We start from the raw sequence: 23,447 nt of genomic DNA, 5'->3' as shown, positions 1-23,447 counted from the left end.
GGGTTTGACATGACGCTTTATACATGCCTGTTTTATGTTTTGGCCGTAGCCATTGTTACCACGACGGGTATAGCCATCACGCAGCGCAACCTGGTGCATGCGGTCATTTATCTGGTGTTCTCCTTCTTTGGAAGCGCCCTGCTGTTCTACCTGCTGGGTGCCCCGCTCCTGGCGGCGCTGGAGGTGATCGTCTATGCGGGAGCCATCATGGTCCTCTTTCTCTTCATCATCATGATGGTCAAAATGGAGTCCATCGAAGAGCGGATGCCTCCCCTGGGGCAATGGCTTCCAGCCGTCCTCTGCGGAATTTTATACCTTGCCCTGGGTGCCGTGGTAGTTTACACGGCTCCGGGAAGCGAATTCCCCCTCCAGACAGCCATGGCCACCCCCGTGGAGCTCGGGAAGTACCTTTTTCAGCGCCACTGGCTGTCCATCGAGATCGTGTCTCTGCTGCTGCTGGTGGCCATCATCGGCGCTTTACACCTGGGAAAGAGAAAAGAGACAGGAGGGACGGAGGAGCCATGAGGATCGTTCCTTTCGGCCATGTTCTATTGCTGGCAGGACTCCTTTTTGTGATGGGTGCCTTTTGTGCGGTAACACGTCGCAACCTGGTCATGATCGTACTTGGAGTGGAAATCATGTTGAACGCGGCGGGCATCGCTTTTGTGGGTTCCGCGCTGCGCTGGGGCCAGCTGGAAGGTCAGGCCTGTGTATTCTTCATATTGGCGGTGGCGGCCACCGAAGTGGCCGTTGGGCTGGCGATGATCGTTTTCGCCTATCGGAAGACGGGCTCCTTTGATCCTGCCGGCTATAACCAGTTGAAGTGATCCGTTTGGATCGCTCTGTCTTTACTTGGGGCCAGTACTGAGGTAGCCCCTGTCCGCCGTCTGCTACCGTGCGAGGATAAAAATGGCCGTTCCCTGGGTGAGTGACTTGACCTTACTTGCAGCCATTCTGGCTACGCTGCTGCCTTTATGTTCTTTTCTCGTTGTCATGCTTTTTACGCGCTCCCATCCGCGGATTTCCGCCGGCCTCTCCATCGGGGCCATGTCGGTTTCTCTTCTCTGCGCTCTGTTTCTTCTGAACGAACACTGGCACATGGAAAAGCCCCTCGAGTACGCCGGACGCTGGCTTGTTTCCGGCAGCATCGAAATCCCCTTTGGGTTTCTCCTGGATCCGGTCAGTCTCCTCATGCTCGCGGTGGTGGCGGTCATCGGTTTCCTGATCCAGATTTACTCCCTGGGATACATGGCCGGAGATCCCGGTATTTCCCGTTATTACGCCTTCATGTCCCTCTTTCTCTGGGCCATGATGTCTCTGGTCGTCGCTCCGACGCTTTTCCAGCTCTATATCTTCTGGGAATTGGTCGGGTTGTCTTCGTATCTGCTCATCGGTTTCTGGTATGAAAAGTTCAGCGCCAGCCAGGCGGGCAAAAAGGCCTTTATCATGACCCGGGCAGGCGATGTGGCGATGTTCCTCGGGATGCTTCTCATCCTGTTGCATCTCGGGAACCTGAGCATCCTGGAGATTGACAGCCCGGCGCTGGCAGCGAGGATGTCCCCAAGGCTCCTGACCCTTTCAGCCCTCCTGATCTTTGGAGGCATCATCGGCAAGAGTGCACAGTTTCCCCTCATGACCTGGCTGCCCGATGCCATGCAGGGCCCCACGCCGGTCAGCGCCCTCCTCCATTCTTCCACCATGGTGGCGGCGGGTGTCTACCTTTTCGAAAGACTGTTTCCCTTTTTCTTTTTTTCCCCGGATGCCATGACCTTTGGCCTGTTCATCGGCACCCTGAGCATGCTTCTGGCGTCCACCATGGCCCTGGTGACCCGGGATATTAAGGAGATCTGGGCCTATTCCACCATCAGCCAGCTGGGTTACATGATCATGGGGCTGGACGCGGGAGCCTTTTTCTCCGGTGCCTTCCACCTCACGACCCATGCTGCCTTCAAGGCCCTGCTGTTCCTCTGCTCGGGGGTGCTCATTCATACCTTCGAAACCAACGACATTTATGAGCTCGGCAGAAAAGGAGGCCGGAGCTTGAAGGTCCCCATGGCGTGCTGCTGCATCGCGGCGGGCGCTCTGGCCGGTTTACCGCCCCTCTCGGGTTTTTTCAGCAAAGGGCTGATCCTGGAGGGACTCGCGGACTTGTCCAATCCCGTCTGGCTCATTGCCGCCCTGTTCGGTGCTTTCTTGACGGCATATTATGCCTTCCGTCCGATTTTCATCATCCTTTTTCCGAGAGAGGCTTCGGGAGAGCCGGAGGTCCATTCCGCCACTTCGACCTCAAAGGATCATTCAGCCGGCCATTCCTCCAGCCACTATTGGCTCATGGGCTGGCCCCTGATCCTTCTGGCGGGAGCTACCCTCTGCCTGGGGTTTTTGAAGGCTCCTTTGGAACATTTCATGGGCCAGACCGCTCTTCCGGGAGTGAAGGGCATTGGGCATCCGGTATGGCTCCTGTATACCGAAATCATATTGGCCGTGGGTGGAGTTGGATTGGCCTGGATGGAATTCGGCCGCCGCTGTGCGCAGCAGGTGGGATTTGTTGAAAAGATTCCCGCCCTGCATCGGCTCTTTGCCGAGCGGTGGTATCTGGACCATTTTTACGGATGGTTTGTGGATCGGGTCATCGACCGGGGAGTCTCCGCTCTTTTCACTCAGAACGACCATCGAGTCATCGACGGGAGTATAGACGGGATCAGCCGGGGAACCGTCGAAACGGGCCGTTTGATTTCCCACATGCATTTGGGGATGGTGCAGTACAGGCTCCTGGCGATGTTCGTCGTCATGGTCCTGCTGGCGTTTTATTTCTTTTTTTGATGTATAGGCGTAGTGAACAGGGGCTTTGGAAGTGCCCCGATTTTTCCGGAACAGGGTGACTTACACATGCCGATGGAATTCGCCGGTTTTCCATTTCTTTCAGCCATTCTCATCAGTTGCCTGGCAGGGTTTTTCATCATCCTTTGTTTGCCCGAAGCGCGTGCCAGGGAAATCAAATGGGTTGGTGCCGTGTGCTCCGGAATGACCCTGGCCTTGGCGATCTATCTCTTTTTTGCCTATGACAAGAGCCGGGGAGGGCTGCAATTTGTAGAGAGGGTCCAGTGGATTCCCTCCCTGGGCATTCAGTATTTCAATGCCGCTGACGGCTTCAACCTTCCCAATCTGCTTTTGTCGGGCATCGTGTTCTTCACGGGCGTTCTCACCATGTGGGAACTGGAGATCCGGGTGAAGGAGTTTTTTGCCCTTTATTTCCTCATGGTGACCGGCGTGTTCGGTCTTTTCATGAGCATGGATCTCTTTTTCATCTTTGTATGGTACGATGTCTCGCTGTTTCCCATGTACCCCCTCATCGCCATCTGGGGCACGACACGCAAGGAATACGGGGCCATGAAGCTGACTCTGTACCTGTTGGCGGGGAGTGCCCTGATTTTGCCGGCGATCCTTTACCTATTCGTGCAGTCCGGCCTGAATACGTTCGACATCGTACGCCTCATGCAGCCGGGTACCTTCACCGCTTATCAGCAGAAGTTTGCCTTCATCCTGCTCTACCTGGGCTTCGGCATCCTGGCCGGCGTCTGGCCTTTTCACACCTGGTCGCCTGTCGGGCATGTGGCGGCGCCTCACGGAGTGAGCATGGTGCACGCAGGGGTCCTCATGAAAATCGGGGCCTTCGGCGTTTTGAGGGTCGCCATGTTTCTCTGTCCCCAGGGCTGGCAGCATTGGGCACAGCTCATGGCCCTCCTGGCCTCCATTGGCATCATCTACGGTGTCCTCGTGGGGCTGAGGCAGACGGACCTCAAGTATGTGATCGGTTATTCCAGCGTGTCCCACATGGGGATTGTGGGGCTCGGCCTGTCGACCATGACGGTGAGCGGGCTCAACGGGGCGGTCTTTCAGATGTTTGCCCATGGGGTCATGACGGCACTCCTCTTTTCTTCCGTCGGCTACATTTACGATCGCACCCATACGAAGGCCATCGCGGAACTGGGCGGTTTGAGCCGCATCATGCCGGTGGCGTCTGGCTATTTCATCGTAGCGGCCATGGCCGGCATGGGAGTGCCTGGCCTGGCTAGCTTCTGGGGAGAACTGCTGGTGCTCCTTTCAGCCTTCGAGACGTATCCGATTCGCGGGACACTGGCCATCAGCGCCCTGGCCGTCAGTGCCCTCTTTATGCTCCGGGTGGTGCAGAAGACCTTTTACGGCCCTGCCAACCCGAAATATGTGGACCTCCAGGACGTGCCTTTCTCTCTGGGGGTTCCCCGGATGATCCTGGTGACAGTCATCCTCCTTTTCGGTTTTTTCCCTTCTCTGCTCCTGGACATGATTGAGACGGCATCGATCCCCTTTATCAACGGATTGCCCCGATGAAATGGATGCTTTTTAGCCCCGAGATCTTTTACCTTTTGGCCGCCCTCTGTTTCCTCCTGCTATCCATGACAGGGCGCCTCCATCGCCGGCGCGACCATCATATCGCCCTGGCTCTCGCAGTCGCCGGAGTCGCGGTATGCGTCGCATCGCTTCAGCTGGAGGGCTCTCTTTTCTCTGAGACCTACAAGATCGATCTTTTTTCCCAGGTCTTCAAGCTCCTGCTTTCGGTGGGCCTGGCGCTGGTGGTCGGCATCTGTTCGGAACTGCGCGGAATTCAGGAACGCTACGAGCACGAGGTCTATCTTCTGCTCTTCCCGTGCACATTGGCCACGATGCTCCTCGTCAGCAGCATCCATTGGCTGGGTGTTTACGTTTCCCTGGAGCTCTCCAGCTACTCCCTCTACATTCTGGTGGCTTTAAGAAAAGATTGGACGCAGGGGATCGAGGCGGGCCTCAAGTATTTTCTCGTGGGTGTTTTTGCTTCAGCCATGATGCTCTTCGGCATGGTGATCCTTTATGGGACAACCGGGACCCTTGATGTGAAACAATTGGCGCAGATCCTTCCCGGACTGATGAGCCATGCGGCGGTCGTCGTGGGACTCCTGCTGGCCCTCAGCGGATTCTTTTTTAAACTGGCCGTCTTTCCGTTTCATTTTTGGGCTGCGGATGTCTACCAGGGGGCTGCCCATCAGATCGCCGCTTACATCGCGACGGTTTCCAAGGTGGCGGCCATTGCGGTTCTCGTGCGCATGGTGGCGATGCTGGGCGGAAGCAGCGACTATTTCGTGCACGTGCTGGCGGTGCTGTCGGTAGTGTCCATGACGGTGGGAAACCTGGCGGCCATTGCCCAAAAGGACCTGAAGCGGCTCCTGGCGTATTCCACCGTTGCCCATGCGGGCTACGTGCTCATCGGAATCTTGAGCATGAATCCAGGCGGCTATGCTGGAGCCATATTCTACGCCATGGCGATCCTGGTCATGAAGTTCACGGTATTCCTGGTGCTCGTCAAGGTGGCCTGGGATGGAACGAATCTGGAAGTGGACGGATTGGCGGGCCTGCATCGGCGGTCACCCCTCCTCGCCATGGCCCTGATGGTGGCGCTCTTCAGTTTGGCCGGCCTTCCGCCGACCGTGGGCTTTACGGGAAAATTCCTGATTTTTACCGCGGCCATGGAGCGGGGTCATTTTGCCCTGGTGCTCATTGCCATGATCAATGTGGTCATTTCCCTCTATTATTACCTCCTTATGCTGCGAGCAGCCTATCTCCTGGAACCGCAGGAGCAATGTTCCCCCCTCTCCCTGTCTGCTCCCATCAAGCTCCTCGCCGGTGCGCTCGTCGTTGTCATGGTGGCCGCAGGGATCTTCCCCCGTTATCTCATGGATCTCGCCCGGAACGCCGCACAGGGATTGATGTGAGGGCTATTGAAGTTTTTGCTTGACCGCTGCGACTGTGGGTGCTTCTAAATGTGCTTGCCGTGCGATACGGATTACAGTATTTTTAATGGTACTTTATCGCATACCTAAAGGAAGGAGCTGAATAATGAATATCCTGCCCGCCCAGGAGATAAAACGACGTGGTCTCGCTGTGGTGGATGAGCTCATTGCCAAGGGAGATATCCACGTGATCAGAAATAACCGGCCGCAGTATGTGGTGGTTTCTGAAGAACGTTACCAGGAATTGCTGGCAGCGGAGCAGGAGGCCTGCTATGCTCGCGTTCGCGCATCTCTGGAGGACATGGAGAGCGGTAAGGTGAAGGTATTCAAGACCGCCGGCGAGTTATTGAAAGCCCTTGATACGGACGAGCCCGAATAGTGTATGATCTTGTCACGCCCCGGCAGTTTCTCCGTCATGCCCGAAAATTCTTCAAGAAACATCCCGATCTCAAGACACGTTTTGCAGGGTTGCTCGAAGACCTGCAAACGGACCCTTTTCAGCCGCATCTGGAGCTCCATCCCCTGAGCGGCAAGCTTGCCGGTTGCCACGCCGTCAGTCTCACTCACAACTATCGCATCACTCTTACACTTCTGATTACCGAGAAACAAATCATTCTGCTCGATGTGGGTAGTCACGATGAAGTGTACCGGTAAGTGTATGGTTCCTGTAAAAGTGACTCCTTTAGAGAGTTGACGTGCTATAAAGTTTCGATCCACAAATCTCCAAGATGGATTTCAGTCTCCTGGAATGGCTCTATCCGCACTGTGTCGTGTTCGGAAAAGCTTCCCAGCAGGGACCACCTGCCGGATTCGAGCCTAAAAGCGTCCAGTGTCAGGTTGGCAGGGTCGATCAACCAGATGTGCCCAACGTTCTGGGTGGCATAGAGGGGCATTTTTCTGACTTTGTCCGTGCGAACCGTGCTTGGTGAGAGGACTTCGCACACCCAATCCGGGGCGATGGGAATCCAGTTGTGCTCCAACTCTGTTGGAAATCTCTCTCTGCGCCAACCGGCAATGTCCGGAACAACGATATCTTCCCCCAGCTTGATCTCAACCTCGATGAGAAAAATCCAGCCACCGGGGCCGCCGCGTCCACGACGATATGGGGGCTCTATCTCCCCGCTCAGTACCGTTGCTACATGCATATGCCTGGGAGCAGGCCTCGGGGTGACGATCAACTCTCCGTTCAGGATCTCCCCGATCATATTTTCGGGGATATCGTAGAGGTCTTCATAGGTTGTCAGCTTTTTCGCCAGATCGCTCATGGCTGTCCTTTCATGTTCAGCATGTGCTTCTTGCCTTCAGCCAACTGGAGTTGAAGACGCTGTCTTGACGATTTGCTCGGAATCGATCCAGTTTGTCCGCAACCGGCCAGTGTAAAAGCGCAAAACAAAGGGTGAGGCAGGAAATCCCGGCTCACCCTTTATTATCAAGGCTCGATTCGGTTTGATCAAGCAACAATCAATGCACGCTCTTTTCGTCCGCCTTCAAGATTTCGACTGTCTGCGAAATCTCCTGGGGTGTGACGCTTTTCCGGAGAGCTTCCAGGTGATTCATGACGTTGGCGAAGCGGATTCCTTCGGCGGCGCTGATCCATTCCAGCTGGAGGCGTTCAGGGCGGATGCCGAGCTTATCCATTTTCTTGTGAATCTTCGCCACGCGCTTCTCCGTCCAGTGGTTGGCGTCGATGTAGTGGCAGTCACCGATGTGGCAGCCGCTCACTAAAATGACGGGAGCGCCTTTGGCAAAGCCTTCCCAGATGAACTTTTCGTCCACCCGTCCCGAGCACATGGTGCGGATGAGGCGAACATTGGGAGGATACTGCAGACGGGAGACTCCGGCATAGTCGGCACCGGCATAGGAGCACCAGTTGCATGCGAAGGCGAGGATTTTTTCCTGGGGAGATTGGTCGAGCAACGCATCCACCTGGTCGAGGATCTGTTTGTCGGTGAAGTGATTCATGGTGATGGCACCAAAGGAGCATTCCGCCGCGCAGGTCCCGCAGCCGGCACAGGCCGCCGTATTCACCACGGCAGGGGTCTTCTTCTTCACATCCACCGTGATGGCATGGTACGGGCAGACCTCGGCGCACCTTCCGCACGACTTGCAGCGCTCCACAATGACCTCGGAAGTGATGGGCTCCGAGGAGATTTCTCCCTTGTGCATGAGACGGATGGCACGCACCGCCGCCGCCGATGCCTGGGTGACGCTCTCCTTGATGTCCTTGGGGCCCTCGGCGCAGCCGGCATAGAAGACGCCCCGGGTGGCGGCATCCACCGGTTGGAGCTTCGGGTGCGCTTCCAGGAAAAAGCCGTCGGAAGTCAGCTGGAGCCCAAGCATCTCCTGGAGCCGCTGGGTGCTCTGGGGCGGCTCGACACCGACAGCCAGGACCAGCATATCGAGATCATGAAATTCCAGTGCGCCTGTCGCCCCATTTTCCACGGCCACGCGGACGCTCCCGTTGGGCAATTCCTCCACAGTGCCCGGAAGGCCCCGCAGATATTGCACTCCCAGGCGGCGGCTCCTCTTGTAGAGATCTTCGAAGCCTTTGCCGAAAGCCCGGATGTCGATGTAAAAAACCTTCACCTCCATATCCGGGGCGTGCTCCTTCAGCACGAGCGTACTCTTCACGGTATTCATGCAGCATACGTTGGAGCAGTAGGACTTTCCTTTGCGGGCGGAACGGGAGCCGACGCACTGCACAAAGCCGATGGATCGAGGGCGCTTATGGTCGCTGGGGCGAATGACCTCGCCCCTGGTGGGGCCTCCCGCATTGACGAGGCGCTCGAATTCGAGGCTGGTGAGCACGTTTTCGAACCGCGTGTACCCGTATTCATCCATCTCCGTGGGATCGTAAGGCTCCATGCCCGTGGCCACAATGATGGTTCCCACATTTTCCACGATCTCTTCGTCGGACATGTGGAAGTTGATGCAGCCCTTTTCACAGGCGTCAATGCACTTGGAACAGACGGCAGGATTCTGCCCCAGGCATTCGTTCACGTTGATGACGTAGGCCGAGGGAACCGCCTGGGGGAAAGGCGAATAGATCGCCTTGCGGGAAGAGAGCCCCAGGTTGAACTCGTCGGGGCGGACAACGGGGCAGACCTTCGTGCAGTCACCGCAGGCCGTGCATTCCTTCTCGTCCACGTAGCGGGCTTTCTTCAAAATCTTCACGTCGAAATTGCCGACGTACCCCTTCACGTCCACGACTTCACTCAAGGTATACAGCTTGATGCGGGGATGTCGACCGACATCCGTCATTTTCGGACCGAGAATTCAGATAGAGCAGTCCATGGTGGGGAAGGTCTTGTCCAACTGGGCCATCGTACCGCCGATGGCGGCCCTTTTCTCCACCAGGACGACCTCGTAGCCGTTGTCGGCCAGGTCCAGGGCGGCCTGGATGCCGGCGATACCGCCCCCGATGACCAGTGTCCGCTTGGTGAGGGGAAGGGTTTCCGGCTCAAGGGGCTGCAGACTGCGAACCCGAGCCACGGACATGCGGGTGAGGTCCATGGCCTTTTCGGTGGCTGCATCCGGATCGTCCATGTGGACCCAGCTGCAGTGTTCACGGAGGTTGGCCATATCGAGGATGTAGGGGTTGAGCCCCGCAGCCTGAACCATCTGGCGGAAAGTGGGCTCATGCAGCCGGGGGGAGCAGGACGCCACGACGACGCGGTCCAGGTTGTTGGCGAGTATATCCTCTTTGATGCTGTGCTGACCGGGTTCGGAACAGGCGTAAGAGACGTCTTTGGCCACCACCACGTCTTCAAGCTCTCCGGCCATGTGAGCCACTTTTTCACAGTCTACGGTCCGTGCGATATTGAGGCCGCAGTGGCAGACATAGACTCCAATGCGCGGACGATTTTTCGATTTTTCTGAATTTTCCATGATCGGCATCTTCTCGATTCAACAGCTCATGATGGGCGGATTCGGCGGCAGGCCCGGCACTATGCCTGCCGCACCCATGATTATTCCCACCGGATGGTCTTGGCCAGGACGGTGGTGAGATCCATGATCTCCATCTTGATTTCGTCTCCCAGAAAGGGGTCCTCCATGGCGCAGCGCAGATGGATCTGGCATTTGGGGCATGCGGTCACCAGCATGTTGCTGCCGGTCTCCCTCGCCTGGCGCAGCCGCTTGACCTGCAGGGTCTTCGTGTAGCTGTCGCATCCCGTCCAGGCGCAATTGCCGCAGCACAGGGCGGAAATGCCGCGGTCCTTCATTTCAGTGAAGCTTTCGGGCTGCAGGCGATGGAGGAGTTTTCGGGGGAGGTCCGGCCGGCCCTCCAGGCGGCTCAATCGGCAGGGATCCTGGAAGGTAAGGTTCCGGTCGAGCTTTTCAAAGCCTATGGCCCCCTTGTCGATTTCCCTTTCGGCCAGGTCGTAGATGTGGGTCACCTTGAACTTCAGCTCGATCCCCTGTTCAGGGTAGTCGTGAGACAGCGTCCGGTAGCACTCGGGGCAGGCCGTCACCACTTCCTCCACGCCCGCCGCCTCGATGGCCTCGACATTCAGCTGGGCCAGCCTGCGGAAATTTTCCTGGTCTCCGGACCAGAGCAGATCATGCCCGCAGCATCGCTCACCGCTCAAAATCGCCGGGTAGATGTCGAAGAAATTCAAGAGACGGAGACTGTCCACCAGGATGCCGCTCGTCTGAACTCCCAGGTGCGATTTGAAGTAGGTGTCGAAATATGGAGCGCAGCCCCCAAAGAAGAGGGTCTTGCTCTGAGGGTCCGTCTGGATATCTTCAGGCAGCCACTGCCAGTGGCGGATTTTCAGGTCCGGAGAGGTCATGGTGCGCATGAGGGACTGGAAGAAGCCGCCGTGCGCTTCGTGGCCCGTTCGCCCGCAGACCTTCTGAATGTGGCGCATGTCCCGAATGAAGTCGGGGAAGTCCACGGCGGAAGGACAACGGTCGTAGCAGAGTCCGCAGGTGAGACAGGACCAGACGTCATTGACGACTTCCGGAGCAGCCACGCTGCCTCCAATGATGGCATTGGCCATGGCCCGAGGCGAAAAAGGCTTTCCTGCGAGGGTGACGGGGCAGGCGGAAGAGCACTTGCCGCAGTCCTGGCAGGCGTAGATGTCGTGGGTCGTCAGCAGCTGTGAGACCATCTCGCGGGTGACGGCGGGAGGTGCCTCCCGCGGGGGAATGCTTACAGGGCTTTTCCCAATAGTTTCAATGACTTTATAGAAATCCTGGAGAAAGGCGAGCAGCGGCTGGGACTCCTCGGGTAGGAACATGGCCAGGCGGAGGCGGTCGCCCCCCAGCCCCAGCAGATCGAGGATTCCCCGTGTATCCTCGACATTGCCTTCCGCTACGGCGGTTCCGCTGCCATAGCGGCAGGTGCCGGGCTCGCAGCCCACCAGGGCCACACCATCCGCGCCCATCTCGAAGGCCCGGAATAAGAGGGCCTTGCTCATCCGTCCGGTGCAGGGGATGCGTATCATTCTGACTTCCGCCGGGATGTCGGCGCCGCTGTCCTGAAGAGCCTGATACGCGGCGTGGGGCCCCCAGTTGCACATAAATAGAACGATCTTCAATTTATCCATGGTGTATTCTCACTGATTCCATCAATGGGCGCCGGACTGCGCGCCGTCGCAAGAAGGGCCGAGCCCTCGTTCTTCAGTGCTAGATCAAAATCTCTTCCAGCATTTGCTCCAGGTAACGCCGATCCCGGTAGGGGCTGTCGGCGGCGTTGGAGGGGCAAACGGGAATACAGTTGCCGCAGCCCTTGCAGAGGGCTTCATCCACCACCGAGTGCCAGCCTCCCTGTTCGTTCCTGAGGAAGCTGACGGCCTGGTACGGGCAGACCTCGATGCAGCGACCGCAGCCCCGGCATCGAGCCTCGTCCACCACCACGGTATACCCCTTGTTCTGGCGCGGGCTGCGGGGCATGGTCGATGCGGCAAGGATGGCAGCGGCCGTGCCCTTGATGCGCTCGGAAACATTGATGCCCGGAGGATTGGCCAGGAAAAGCCCGGGGACGGATGTGGCGCCGGGATTGAAGAAAGGAATGCCCGGTACGCCACGCTTCTGCATGGAGGCCTCCACCGTGTGGGGGAGCAGTCCTGCCGTGGGGATGTAGGGAATCTGCTTGCGGGACTGCTCACCAAGTATCACCGCTCCCACCTGGAAGACCTGCGTCGCTCCCTCTGTTTCCACGGTGATCTGGAAATTCCCGACGGTTCCACGCAGTCCCTTCACGGAAGATCCCATGAAATTATGGATGTTGGGATGATCCAGCGGGGTGGAAAGAGGCTTTGCGGGACTTCCGAAGAGAAAAACCTCCATTCCCGCTTCCGCCAGGGTCGAGGCGCTGTTGAACGCCGCTTCGGATTCTCCGATGACGGCTGTGGTAAAATTGTACGGTCTGGCTGGCGCCGGAAGACTCTTCAAATGCTTCGCCCTGCCGATGGACCGATCCATAAGACCCGTGAAGCGCTCCACGGCCAGCTGGGGATCGCTCTGGAGCAGCCTCAAGACCTCACCGCGCAGGTTGCAGGTTTCCACCATGGCGCGACTGATGCCCGTGCCGTGAAAGAGGGCATTTTTGAGACGGCTGCGCTGATCGGTGCAACTGCTGCAGATGAAATCCAGGGGGCAGCAGACGCAGGAAGCCAGCACAATGCGTGTCAGCCCTTTTTCCCGGACGGTTTTGAGAATAGACGTCGAACCGTCAGGGGTACAGGCCGCGTTCAGAACCTCCACATGCTCCAGGTGCGGGCGTTCCGACAGCCCACCCATGTAAGCGTCCAGTTCTTCGGACCAGCCGAGGGAGTCGTTGCAGCGGCAGACGAAGACTCCCAGGCGGTGCTCCCGCTGCAGCTGAGGTCCGGGCGGGGAAAAGGCAAGTCCGTGTCCCTTCAGTCGTTGAGAGGTTCCACCCAGGAGGATCAGGGCTTCGGCGGCTGCGGCAAACCCTCGGAGTGTCATGGCATGCACATCGGCTTTGGCGCCTTTCGTGCTGTATGCCCGGATAACGTCCTCACCCTTTACGGAAGGGGCGGCCTGGGGATCCGCGATAATGACGACCCCGGCATGCTCCACATCGATAAAATCCACCGCTCCGTGCTGAATGGTTTCGCTGGAAACGCAGGCTTCGACACACTGCAGGCATTCGGAGCAGACACCGCACTGGAGGCAGCGGGCGGCTTCCGTGAAGACCTGTGTCTCCGTCAGCCCCAACGCCACCTCATCGAAGGATCCGCATCGCGCCGAAGGCTGGCGTTCCGGCATATGAACGCGTGCAACCGAGGGAATGTCCGGGGTGATTTCCGGAAAGTCCCTGTCTTCGGGCCTTCGTGGCTTTCCGTTGGTCAGCGTCTCACCGCTGAGGGATTCGTGGACGGCGCGAGCGGCTTCCCGCCCGGAGGCCATGGCTTTCACGACGCTGGAGGGTCCGCTGATTGCGTCGCCGGCGGCATAAACCTCCTTGAGACTGGTCGCACAGCTGGAATCCACCTGGATGAACCCGGAGGGGGAGACCTCGATGCCGTCATTCAGTTGACATGTGGGAGAATTGGCCATCTGGCCAATGGCCACAATGGCCCGCTGAAACTTCAGCTCAAAAGGTTCTTTCCCCGGAACGATGACCGGCCAGGGAATGCCTTTGGCGTCCGGCTTTCCGGGTGTCGTGACAGCGCAGCGCAGTCCATCCAGTTGACCCTGCGCCCCCAGAAACTCCGTCACCTTGGCCGAGTAGACAAAGGAGACTCCTTCTTCTCTGGCGGCAAGGACTTCTTCGGGATCGGCGGGGATGAGCTCTTCGGGAAACCAGGAAACGATGGTGACCCTGGCCCCGAGGCGCACGAGAGCACGCGCCACATCGAAGGCCGCGTTGCCGTCTCCCACAACGGCCACATCTTCATCCAGCCGCTGGATTTCATCCCTGTAAAGCCTTCCCAGGAATTCCAGGCATCCTTCCACCTGGTCAAGGTCTTCTCCGGGCACCCCCAGTTTTCGGTCCTTCCAGGTGCCCGTGGCGAGGATGACCGAGGCAAATTCCTTTCGCGGTTCTTCGTAGTTGTTGGAGGCATCTACGGTCGTCCCGGTCCTGAATTCCACTCCGAGCCCCTGGATATGAGCGATTTCATGGTCCAGGATGCTTCTCGGCAGGCGATAGGGCCCGATGCCATAGCGCAGGAGGCCGCCCGGTTTGCTTTCCTTTTCGAAAACGGTGACCGGGTAGCCCCAGCGGGCCAAGTCCGCCGCAGCGGCCAGCCCCGCCGGACCCGAACCGATGACGGCGACCTTTTGAGCTCTGAAAGGCTGTGAAGCTCCCTGCAGCGCCTGGGGGTGCTCCAGTTCATAATCAGCAACGAAGCGCTTGATGTCCCGGATGGCCACGGGTTCGTCCAACTCCCCCCTGCGGCACGCGATTTCGCACGGATGCGTGCAGATGCGCCCACAGATTCCGGGAAGGATGTTGTCACGGCGGATGAGGTCCAGGGCCTCGACGAACTTGCCCGATCTGGCGAGAGCGACGTATCCCTGAGCATTGACTCCCAGAGGACAGTTGGCCTGGCAGAGGGGCTTCTGGCGTTTGTCGATGGAGGGATGACCCGGCAGACTGGCTCGCCCATTGAAGTGAATGGGCTTGGTCCCCTCCGGCGTGGAAGCTGGACAAATGTCGGCGCAGCGTCCGCACAGCACACAGTGGTCGGCGTCGATGTAATTGGCGGAGCTCTTGATATGCGCACAAAACCCCTGGGGGGTGTGCTTGAGGGAGGTGATTTCTCCGGGAAGTACGCAATGGATCCTGGGGTTGCGCAAAATGCGCAGGAGTCCGGGGCGGAGCGCAAAGTTCAACGGCACGCCCGAGGAGAGGCGCCATTCCTCACGGGAGAGTTTTTCATTGAGATCCGCTGCTGAGTCCACCAAGGTGACGGGGATACCCATTTCTCCCAGTTTGTTGGTTGCAGCGAGCCCGGCAGGGGTTGCACCGATCACCAAAACCCGGTGGAGGCGATCTTTGGGAGCTCTCATGCACCGACTCCTTTCTTACCTGCTGCTTTTTTTCGGCGTCCTTTCAGGGTGGCGAGACCGAAATCATATCCCTTGTTGAAGGCGCTCAGGTTCAAGGCCTCCGTTCCCTTGGGTACGGAGTCGGCAACGGTCGCCCGCGTGGCTTCGAGGGAAACGGCGCCGGTGATGGCCGTAAAAAATCCCAGCATGACAATGTTCGCCATCATTTTCCTGCCCAGTTCCTCGGCGATGCGGGTGGCGGGTATGGCGAAGATGTCTCCGCACTTGACCTCTTCGACCTTTACCAGGTCCTGGTCCAGGATGAGAGTTCCGTCAGCTTTGATGCTGGCGCCGTACTTGTCGAACCCTCCCTGGGACATGCATACGAGGATGTCTGGGTGGCGTACGTATGGGTAGTGGATCGTCTTTTCGGAGATGATGACCTGAGCGCTGCAGTATCCCCCGCGGGATTCCGGCCCGTAAGACTGCGTGAGGGTGCTTTCATTGTGATCCAGCAGGCTTGACGCCTTGCCCACGATTTGGCCGGCCAGCACGATGCCCTGCCCGCCGAACCCGGTGATGAGGATTTCTTTATGCAGGTTTGAAGGAAGTGTTGAACTCATGCGCGTTATTCCTATTTCAGGAGAGCTCTAAAAATTGATGCGGCAGGTCTTGTCGTAGGAGTCCAGGAAGGTCGGCCGCTCATGATCGATGAACTTGCCCAGGGTAATCCCCTGTTGGTAGTCCAGGATGACGTCCGACGGATCCGCACCATTTTTGATGACGGTGCGCTCCTGGTATAGCCTCAGGGAATCCAGGGGCTTTTCCTTGTTACGCCGGCCGTAACCGGTGGGGCAGGGGGCCAGAACTTCGATAAAAGAAAATCCCCGGCGGGTGAGGGCTTCTTCTATGGACTTGGTCAGGTCCCGTGTGTGAAGGATCGTCCACCGCGCCACGTAGCTTGCTCCCGACGCGTATGCCAGGAGCGGCAGATTGAAGGGGGTCTCGGGGTTTCCCAGAGGCGTGGTGGGCGTTTTGGCCATGCAGGGCGTCGTGGCTGCAGCCTGGCCTCCCGTCATTCCATAGTTGAGGTTGTTGACGCAAATGACCGTGAGCTCCACATTGCGCCTGGCCGCGTGGATAAAGTGATTGCCGCCGATGGCAAAGAGATCGCCGTCGCCGCTGAACACGACGACGTTCAGTTCGGGATTGGCCAACTTCATACCTGTGGCAAAGGGAATGGCTCTCCCGTGGGTGGTGTGATAGGAATCGAGCTTGATATACCCGGCGCCGCGTCCTGAGCAGCCGATCCCGGAGACCATGGCGGTCTTGTTGAGATCGATGCCGCTCGTTTGCATGGCGACCAGGCACGAGGCAAATACCGTGCCGATGCCGCACCCCGAGCACCAGATGTGCGGGATGCGATCCGTGCGCAAAAGAGCATCCAGCGGATGGTCCGAACGAGCCTTTAACTTATCCATGTGTACTCCTGATCTCCCGCAGCTTTTCAACGATGGTGTCGGGGGAAATGACCGTTCCACCGGTGTGTCCCACCAGGTGGACGGGGACTTTGCCGGCAGCGGAACGCTGCACCTCCAGGTGGATCTGCCCGAGGTTGATTTCCACCGTCACGAGGGCGCGTACTCTGTCCGCAAGCTTGTTGACAAGCTGTTCCGGAAAGGGCCAGACCGTGATCAACCGCAGCAGACCGGCCTTGATCCCCTGCTCTCGAGCTTCATCGACGGCGGCCAGGCTGCTCCGGGAAGAGACGCCATAGGAGATGATGGCGATCTCCGCGTCGTCCATGCGGTAACTTTCCGTCTGGATGATATCGTCCAGGTTGTCTCGAATTTTGGCGACAATGCGATGCATCATCTCTTCTTGCGCGCCCTCGGTCATGACGGGGTACCCCCGTTCGTCGTGGGTGAGTCCCGTCACATGGATGCCGTAGCCCTCGCCCGCGATGGCCATGGGAGCGACGCCGTTGGGGCCGGCCTGGAAGGGCTTGAATCGGTCCTTTCTCCCTTTCGCCTTGGGGCGGTTCTTGAGCTTGATGGCGCCGGGTTCGGGGATAACGACCTTTTCGCTCAAATGCCCCGTCACTTCATCCGCCATGACGAGGACGGGAAGCCTGTAAGTTTCACTCAGGTTGAAGGCCATGATGGTATGGTAGAACATCTCCTGGGGAGAGGCCGGCGCCAGGGCGATGATCTCATAATGACCGTGAGATCCCCAGCGGGCCTGCATCATGTCTCCCTGGGCCCCCAGGGTGGGAAGTCCCGTCGACGGGCCCGCCCTTTGGACGTTCACCACGACGCACGGGGTTTCCGTCACCAGGCCCAGCCCGAGGTTCTCCATCATGAGGCTGAAGCCCGGCCCCGAGGTTGCCGTCATGCTCTTCACGCCGGCACAGGAGGCGCCCAGCACGGCCGCCATGGAGGCGATTTCGTCCTCCATCTGAATGTATATGCCGCCGACGCAGGGGAGTCGGTCCGCCATACGCTCGGCGATTTCCGTCGCCGGAGTGATGGGGTACCCGCCAAAAAATCGGCACCCGGCAGCCAGAGCACCTTCGGCGCAGGCCACATCCCCTGTCATAAAATGTTCACCGGTTAAGACTGCAGCGTTCATAAGCGATCTTCCAGCAACGGAGGCAAAGCCTCGGTTTTTTCCAAGAGAGATTTCCTTTGATGACCTTGAAACCCTGAGGAGATCAGCAGGAAGCAGAGTGCTTTCCGTCATCTCCCTCCTGCGGCGGGGCCTCTACCGAATAGATGGCGAAATCCGGACAGATGGTTTCACAGTAGTGGCAATTGACACAGGCTTCGGGTTTTTTCACCACGGGGGGGTGGTACCCCTTCACATTGTATTTGGAGGACATTTCGAGGACATCCCGAGGGCAATAGGCGATGCAGTACCCGCATCCCTTACACCTTTCTTCGACGATGTGAACGATTCCGCGTGTGACCTGAATTTCATCGACATCCAAAGGAACGCGCCAGTATTTCATGCTTCATGGTCCTCAAGGGTACAGTGCATTGAATTCAATATATTTTAGGCAACTTGCCCTTACTTTTTTTGCTGTGGGCTATTGTAGGCGGTGACCGAAGTAAGTCAAGCATTTTTCAGGTTGCTTCATCATAATTTTCCCTACACCGTGCAATTTATGGGGGGGGTATGCTCAGTTTTGTCCTTGGAAGGCTTTTTCTGGGTAGGAATCTGCACGGTGATTTCTGAGAAAAATGGGAGGGTCCATGAATCACCGCTTTTAATTTGAAGCATAGAGTTTGATTCGCCTGAAGAAAATGCAGGGGGAAGGAAATGAAATGGCACGATCCCTTCGCTATGGAATCGTGCCATGATGATGCAATGACAATGTTCAACTCAAGGGGATGCCTGGAAGCTCATCCAAATACCGATTCTTCCTCCGCTCATGCCATGGGTGGAAGGGCGAGCTTTGTTGCCGCCTTCACGGATTACCGCCGAGCTTCGGGAGGCTCGGCTGAATTTCAATCAGCTGCCGCAGCCGGGGCATCCCCCGTCATTGTCCTCCTCGGCTTTCTTGCCGTCTTCGCTCCCTTTCCCAAACTCTTTGACAATCTGGGCAATCTCCAGGAGCCTGTCAGCTGCCTTCCTGAACACGGTGCCTTCGGGGTAAGTCCCATCGGGCTGGAGGATCCCCGCTTCCATGCCCGTCAGGATCTCGATCCCTTCTTCCACCGTGTTGACGGGCCAGATATGGAATTTTCCCTCTTTTACCGCGTCGAGAACCTCCTGCTTCAGCATCAGGTTTCGCAGGTTCTTGGAGGGGATCATAACACCCTGCTTCCCGTTCAGCCCTTTGTGCCTGCAGATGTCGAAGAACCCTTCGATCTTGTAGTTGACTCCCCCGATGGGCTGGATCTCACCCTTCTGGCTCACGGACCCCGTCACGGCGATGCCCTGATAGATGGGGACCTTGGAGATGGCGCTGATGAGCACATAGAATTCCGTGCTGGAGGCGCTGTCGCCATCCACCATTCCGTAGCTTTGCTCAAAACAGAGGGAGGCCGTAAGCGAGATGGGATATTTCTGAGCAAAGCGCTCCTTGAGGAGGCTGGAAAGGATCATGAGTCCTTTGGTATGGGTGGAACCGCTCATCTTGGACTCGCGATCGATGGAAAACATGCCTTCACGCCCGACGGAAACCGTCGCGGTGATGCGGTTGGGCTTGCCGAACACATGGTCGCCGGCCATGAGGACGGAAAGTCCGTTCACCTGTCCGACCTTTTCGCCGTCCGTCTCGACCCAGAAAATGTCTTTTTCGATGTATTCCTTGATCCGCTCTTCAATGAGGTTAGACCGGTAGATGCGCTTGCGGATGGCCTCCTCGACATGCTGTCTCTGGATGGCCTGAGCATTGTCGAGGCCGGAAAAGTAGTGGGCTTCCTTGAGGAGATCGCTGATATTGCCCAGTTCGAGACTCAATTTTTCCTGATTCTCCGTCAGCTCCATGCTGTATTCGAGGACCCGAGCGACGCCCGATTTGTCCAGGGGCCGGAGCTCGTTGTCCTTGCAGAAGCGCCCGATCATTCTGGCACAGTCCAGGATAGCCTCATCCTTCCGGTCCATCTGGTCGTCCATGTGAGCCTTCACTTTGAAGAGCTTCTGGAAGCGGTCGTCATACGTGTAGAGCAATTGATAGATGTGCGGGTCACCCGTCAGGATGATCTTGACGTTGAGGGGGATCGCCTCGGGTCGAATGGTGCGTGTGCTGAAAAGCCCATAGAGCTCCCCCATGTCTTCGATCTTGATCTCACGGTCCCGCAACGCCCTCTTCATGGCCTCGTAGGAAATGTACCACTTCAGCAGGTCCAGGGCCTTCATGACGAGATAGCCGCCGTTTGCCTTGTGCAGGGACCCCGGCTTGATCATGGTGTGGTCCGTGAACAAAGCACCGAACCACGCCTGACGCTCTATGGACCCGAAGAGGTTGGGATAGGCCGGATTGGATTCGATAATGACGGGCGCGCCCTCGGTTTCGGAATTGTCGATGAGTATATTGACATCATACTTGCGAAAGGTGGTCTCGCGGGCGGGCATGGGGAAGGGCGAACCGGGCTGAGGCTGCTGCGCCTCGGGCTTTTTCTTGAAGTCTTCGATATTTTCAAGAATATCTTCCTGAACGTTTTTCAGATATTCCAGAACATGCTCATCGTCCTGATACCGCTCTTCGTAATTATCCATGAGCTGCCCCACGACGAAAAGAGCGATTTCGTTGTCCAACTTCGTGTGCTTCTCTTTGAATTCGGCTTCCGCTTCCCGGATCTGCTTGATGGCTTCCTTCATCTTTTCATGGAGGGCGTCGCTTTTCTCTCTCAGAGAGGTCTTTTCTTCATCGGAGAGATGACGCAGATCCTCCTGAGTCATGGGCTCTCCATCCGGATTGGCGGGGATGATGACCATGCCCACCTGAGAAAACTGGAGAATGAAGCCCTCTTCCTTGGCCTGCTGTGAGAGCTCATCGATGACTTCTCGCCTCTGATGCTCAAAGCCTTGGTGGACTTCGCTTTCCTTGGCACGATAATCGTCGCTGTCGAAGACTTCGGGGATTTTGGCCTGCAGGGTTTGGATGAATTCGTTCATGTCCTTTTTGAGCTGCTTTCCTCGACCTGCAGAGACCCTGAGGCTCTTGGGCTTGTCCTGTTCCTTGAAATTGTAGACATAGCACCAGTCTGGAGGTGTAGGCTCCTTCTTGGCCTGATCCTCGATGAATGTTTTCGCCATGTACGTGAGACCCGCCTTGGCAGGACCCGCAATGAAAATATTGTAATCGAGGGATTTCATTCCCATACCGAATTTGATGGCGTCTATGGCCCGGTCCTGGCCGACGACCTTTTTTTCAAGACCTTCCAGGGATTCCGTGGTCTCGAAGGGGAGCAGGCTTTCATCGATATGGGCTCGCAACTCGTTGACAGAAAGTTCTGGAATTTGCTTTGGCATAAAATTTATTCCTCCGTGTTTCCAGTGACGGGTGATATCTAAAAATGCGCCCAGGCGTCCGGCAAGAATCAAGAAACCAGGGTGACGGTCCGATGGCCTTGGCCACAGGCTTCAATGGGATTTCCGCCCGGTTCTCCCTTTTGGCTTACCGACGGAATTTTCGGGGGATGCCGGGTGCACTGTTGAATACTCATCGATCGCCTTACACCTCAGCCGCCTGCAGCACTTGCCTGCCGAAAAACTTGCGGCACTGGGTACAACTTAGGTCCTGCCACGGTCAATTTCAAGTTTTTCCTTTGAAACGAAGGACATGAACATCCTCCGGTCCAGCAGCCCCCGGTTCTCTTGCCGGCGCTCCGAGCCTCGCCGCGTGCTGGTGTTACATCACAGCGAAAGTTATCACCTGATGCGGAAGGTTTTGGAGTCCCCTTTTGAAGCGGGATTACGGGTGATGTACCGTGACGTTCACACCCGCCTGCCCCCTCGAGGGGGAATCGGACTTTCCCACGGCATGAAAACTTTCGCCAACCTGTATTAACTCGCCACATCCAGCTTGGCCCGCTTCTTGTGGCTGGATGCAGCTGCCTGCACGACGGTGCGGATGGCGTTGATGGTGTTCCCTCCCTTGCCGATGATTTTTCCTAGATCGTCAGGGGAAATCCTGAGCTGCAGGGAAATCGTCTCGTCGTCCTCGTTTTCTTCCAGCAGGACTTCCTCTGGGTGGTCGGCCAGAGATTTCACCAGGTATTCAACCAATTCCTTCATGTTCTAACCTCCCCTGAAGACAGTATGGCTACTGCCTGGCAAGCTTGTCCATTACTGAGCGAATTTTCTGCTGGGGACTGGCTGCACGGTCCCTCCGATCATCGATCTTGATCTGGGTGAGCACCCTTGTGATTTCGGGCGAGAAAACGCTTTCGTGCATTTTCCGTACGACTTTCAAGATTTCGTCAAGGTCGCCGGAAACGATGGTCCCCATAGGGGTCAGTTCATACTGTAATGTGCTCTCCTCCAGAACTCGCAGCACCTGAGCAACATAAGCACTCAAACTGCTGGACTTTGTTCCGAGAGGAACAATGCTGATTTCCACGATCGCCATAATGGATTGGACTCCAAAGAATATCGGAAGACATATGTTCCGGTAATTCGGTTTGTCCTCCCCTGCGGGTGAAGCCGCGTGAGGGAGACATCCCATCAAAAAGTTTTACAATTTCCCCTTGAGGGGGGCTTCTTCATGGATCTGCACCCATCGCCCGTAAAAGCCCACCAAGACTTTCCGTGAGATGTTCCTGGGTGTGAGGTTCCAGGGTAAGGAGCGGCTTTCTCTCCTTTTCTCGCAGGCACTGAAAGAGTCCTGGAAAATCGATGTTGCCCTGTCCTACCGGGAGGTGGGCATCCCCGGAGCCGTCATTGTCGTGCAGATGCAGCTCCATGAGACCGTCTCCCAGGGCCTCCACCCATTGGGTCAGAGGGGTCTTGGAAAAACAGTTCTGGTGTCCGACGTCCAGGCAGAAGCCAAAATGTCTGGAGTGAAGATGCCGACTGGTCTCCTGGTGCAGCAGGGGATCGAGCTCCCAAACATTTTCCATGAGCAGGACGACATTCAGCTTTTCAGCCTGGGGAAGAAGCTCTTCCCAGACGGCCAGGCTCCGCTTCAGCCACTGGTCGCGGAGGCCGCGATGGTGGCTGGGATCGTAGCCTGTGTGGCAAACCATCTGGATGGGTTGAAAAATGTCGAAAAGATCCACGCATTGCTGCAGTCGGTGCTTGGAAATCTGCCTGATGAGGGAATCGATGCTTCCCAGACACAAATCCAGGAAAGGACCATGGAATGTCACCCGAATCCCGTTCCTGTGCAGCTGGTCCGCCAGAGTCTTCAGCCGCGGGCGCGGGACTTCATCCAACTGACTTGCCCCGAAAACAATTTCAAGGTTCATGCGATGGCGCAGGATCATTTCCATGTAACGATCCAAAGTCTTGCACGGGATGCTGATGTGAACCTTTTGGAGGAGGCCCAGCATATCGTTATTGAATTGAAGCGGCCTTGCAGTCATTTTGAAATTCCAGCTCCGACCCTGGTAAAATAAAAACTCCCTGATGACAATGACGAGTGCGTGGCTCTGGAACCGATTGCGCACCTGCCGCCTCAGTCTTCGGGGACTTTCATCAAAAAAAGCTCTCCCTTCCTTCTACAGGAGCCCCATACAATGGGTGGAATCATACTCATCAACTTGAATCCCGTTGTCAACAGAACATTTACCTGACTCAGGCTTCCATATCCTGTAAATTCCTCCTGGACCGTCCATGACGTGGACCTTTCCCCGAAAGCCGCGGGAATGATCCTGGCGAGAGAGGGACAAAAATCTCTTTCGCTCATCGGATCCATGGAAAAGACTACACAATTTCCTTTCCATCACACCGGCAAAGGCATATAAAGTCTTTTACCGTTTCTGCCGTGAATCTCCCATTCCCGTCCCGATTGTCTTCATTTTCCTGATGGAGCTGCTCTTGTCGTCACGAATTATGAGGTGGATAATGAGCCGATTTTTGTGTAGATTATTTGACATTCGTATTGGCGCCATTCATATTTGAGCTCGTCATGCGAGGGGCCGCATTTTCCCCTCCTTTTCCGGATGGAATTCCATACGGAGATTTTCGGGAGACGTCTCAAATCGCGCGTGCAAATGGCAAATC

19 protein-coding genes are annotated in these 23,447 nt (G+C 57.0%); 7 read left to right on the top strand and 12 right to left on the bottom strand.

Annotated elements, in window-relative coordinates; translation table 11 throughout:
- The first annotated feature begins 9 nt into the window (after positions 1-9).
- The 7 genes from MWC30_RS03560 to MWC30_RS03530 all read left to right on the top strand — a co-directional run bounded on the left by MWC30_RS03560 (position 10) and on the right by MWC30_RS03530 (position 6,458).
- On the top strand, positions 10-525 hold the full coding sequence (locus MWC30_RS03560) for an NADH-quinone oxidoreductase subunit J (protein ID WP_244082778.1): 516 nt from the start codon (positions 10-12) through the stop codon (positions 523-525).
- Entirely contained in the window at positions 522-827 is a 306-nt protein-coding gene (gene nuoK / locus MWC30_RS03555; RefSeq protein ID WP_244082777.1) for an NADH-quinone oxidoreductase subunit NuoK, read from the top strand. Before MWC30_RS03560 ends, nuoK begins: the two co-directional genes overlap by 4 nt.
- Positions 828-909: 82 nt before the next feature.
- Positions 910-2,823, top strand: coding sequence for an NADH-quinone oxidoreductase subunit L (locus MWC30_RS03550; RefSeq protein WP_244082776.1), 1,914 nt, complete (start codon positions 910-912; stop codon positions 2,821-2,823).
- A gap of 66 nt (positions 2,824-2,889) precedes the next feature.
- Positions 2,890-4,371: a NuoM family protein gene (locus MWC30_RS03545; RefSeq protein ID WP_244082775.1), complete on the top strand. Its 1,482-nt coding sequence runs from the start codon at positions 2,890-2,892 to the stop codon at positions 4,369-4,371.
- Positions 4,368-5,786, top strand: a complete 1,419-nt coding sequence (locus tag MWC30_RS03540) for an NADH-quinone oxidoreductase subunit N (protein WP_244082774.1) — start codon at positions 4,368-4,370, stop codon at positions 5,784-5,786. Before MWC30_RS03545 ends, MWC30_RS03540 begins: the two co-directional genes overlap by 4 nt.
- 124 nt (positions 5,787-5,910) lie before the next feature.
- Positions 5,911-6,183, top strand: a complete 273-nt coding sequence (locus MWC30_RS03535; protein ID WP_244082773.1) for a type II toxin-antitoxin system Phd/YefM family antitoxin — start codon at positions 5,911-5,913, stop codon at positions 6,181-6,183.
- Positions 6,183-6,458 (top strand): type II toxin-antitoxin system mRNA interferase toxin, RelE/StbE family, encoded by a 276-nt coding sequence (locus MWC30_RS03530; protein ID WP_244082772.1) that lies wholly within the window; start codon positions 6,183-6,185, stop codon positions 6,456-6,458. Before MWC30_RS03535 ends, MWC30_RS03530 begins: the two co-directional genes overlap by 1 nt.
- Before the next feature lie 44 nt (positions 6,459-6,502).
- On the opposite strand, the gene MWC30_RS03525 is transcribed toward MWC30_RS03530, so the two are convergent.
- From MWC30_RS03525 to MWC30_RS03465, 12 genes are all read right to left on the bottom strand, one after another.
- Complete coding sequence (locus MWC30_RS03525; protein WP_244082771.1) at positions 6,503-7,069, bottom strand: Uma2 family endonuclease; 567 nt, start codon at positions 7,067-7,069, stop codon at positions 6,503-6,505.
- A gap of 196 nt (positions 7,070-7,265) precedes the next feature.
- Positions 7,266-9,701 carry a CoB-CoM heterodisulfide reductase HdrA2 gene (gene hdrA2, locus MWC30_RS03520; protein ID WP_254006156.1) on the bottom strand — a complete coding sequence of 812 codons (2,436 nt, stop codon included), beginning with the start codon at positions 9,699-9,701 and terminating at the stop codon, positions 7,266-7,268.
- A 71-nt stretch (positions 9,702-9,772) separates the two neighbouring features.
- Positions 9,773-11,356 (bottom strand): hydrogenase iron-sulfur subunit, encoded by a 1,584-nt coding sequence (locus MWC30_RS03510; protein ID WP_244082768.1) that lies wholly within the window; start codon positions 11,354-11,356, stop codon positions 9,773-9,775.
- A 79-nt stretch (positions 11,357-11,435) separates the two neighbouring features.
- Positions 11,436-14,792 carry an FAD-dependent oxidoreductase gene (locus MWC30_RS03505; RefSeq protein WP_244082767.1) on the bottom strand — a complete coding sequence of 1,119 codons (3,357 nt, stop codon included), beginning with the start codon at positions 14,790-14,792 and terminating at the stop codon, positions 11,436-11,438.
- A complete protein-coding gene (locus MWC30_RS03500) occupies positions 14,789-15,394 on the bottom strand; it encodes a 2-oxoacid:acceptor oxidoreductase family protein (protein WP_244082766.1) in 606 nt (201 codons plus the stop codon). The genes MWC30_RS03505 and MWC30_RS03500 overlap by 4 nt, the downstream gene beginning before the upstream one ends.
- A 27-nt stretch (positions 15,395-15,421) precedes the next feature.
- A complete protein-coding gene (locus tag MWC30_RS03495; protein WP_244082765.1) occupies positions 15,422-16,252 on the bottom strand; it encodes a 2-oxoacid:ferredoxin oxidoreductase subunit beta in 831 nt (276 codons plus the stop codon).
- Positions 16,245-17,402, bottom strand: coding sequence for a 2-oxoacid:acceptor oxidoreductase subunit alpha (locus MWC30_RS03490; protein WP_244082764.1), 1,158 nt, complete (start codon positions 17,400-17,402; stop codon positions 16,245-16,247). The genes MWC30_RS03495 and MWC30_RS03490 overlap by 8 nt, the downstream gene beginning before the upstream one ends.
- Positions 17,403-17,484: 82 nt before the next feature.
- Positions 17,485-17,781, bottom strand: coding sequence for a ferredoxin family protein (locus MWC30_RS03485; protein ID WP_244082763.1), 297 nt, complete (start codon positions 17,779-17,781; stop codon positions 17,485-17,487).
- 503 nt (positions 17,782-18,284) lie between these two features.
- On the bottom strand, positions 18,285-20,753 hold the full coding sequence (locus MWC30_RS03480; protein WP_244082762.1) for a Lon protease family protein: 2,469 nt from the start codon (positions 20,751-20,753) through the stop codon (positions 18,285-18,287).
- Between the two features lie 534 nt (positions 20,754-21,287).
- A complete protein-coding gene (locus MWC30_RS03475; protein WP_244082761.1) occupies positions 21,288-21,518 on the bottom strand; it encodes a KH domain-containing protein in 231 nt (76 codons plus the stop codon).
- Positions 21,519-21,546: 28 nt separating this feature from the next.
- The gene (locus tag MWC30_RS03470; RefSeq protein ID WP_244082760.1) at positions 21,547-21,852 is read right to left on the bottom strand and encodes an MTH1187 family thiamine-binding protein; all 306 of its coding nucleotides are present in this window, start codon (positions 21,850-21,852) and stop codon (positions 21,547-21,549) included.
- 133 nt (positions 21,853-21,985) lie between these two features.
- Positions 21,986-22,807 carry a sugar phosphate isomerase/epimerase gene (locus MWC30_RS03465; RefSeq protein WP_244082759.1) on the bottom strand — a complete coding sequence of 274 codons (822 nt, stop codon included), beginning with the start codon at positions 22,805-22,807 and terminating at the stop codon, positions 21,986-21,988.
- Positions 22,808-23,447 lie beyond the last annotated feature (640 nt).

It is taken from the genome of Desulforhabdus sp. TSK (assembly GCF_022836495.1).
Taxonomy (GTDB): domain Bacteria; phylum Desulfobacterota; class Syntrophobacteria; order Syntrophobacterales; family Syntrophobacteraceae; genus Desulforhabdus.
The sequence above is the reverse complement of the archived record's forward strand: the minus strand, read 5'-3'. Positions and strand labels throughout refer to the sequence as shown.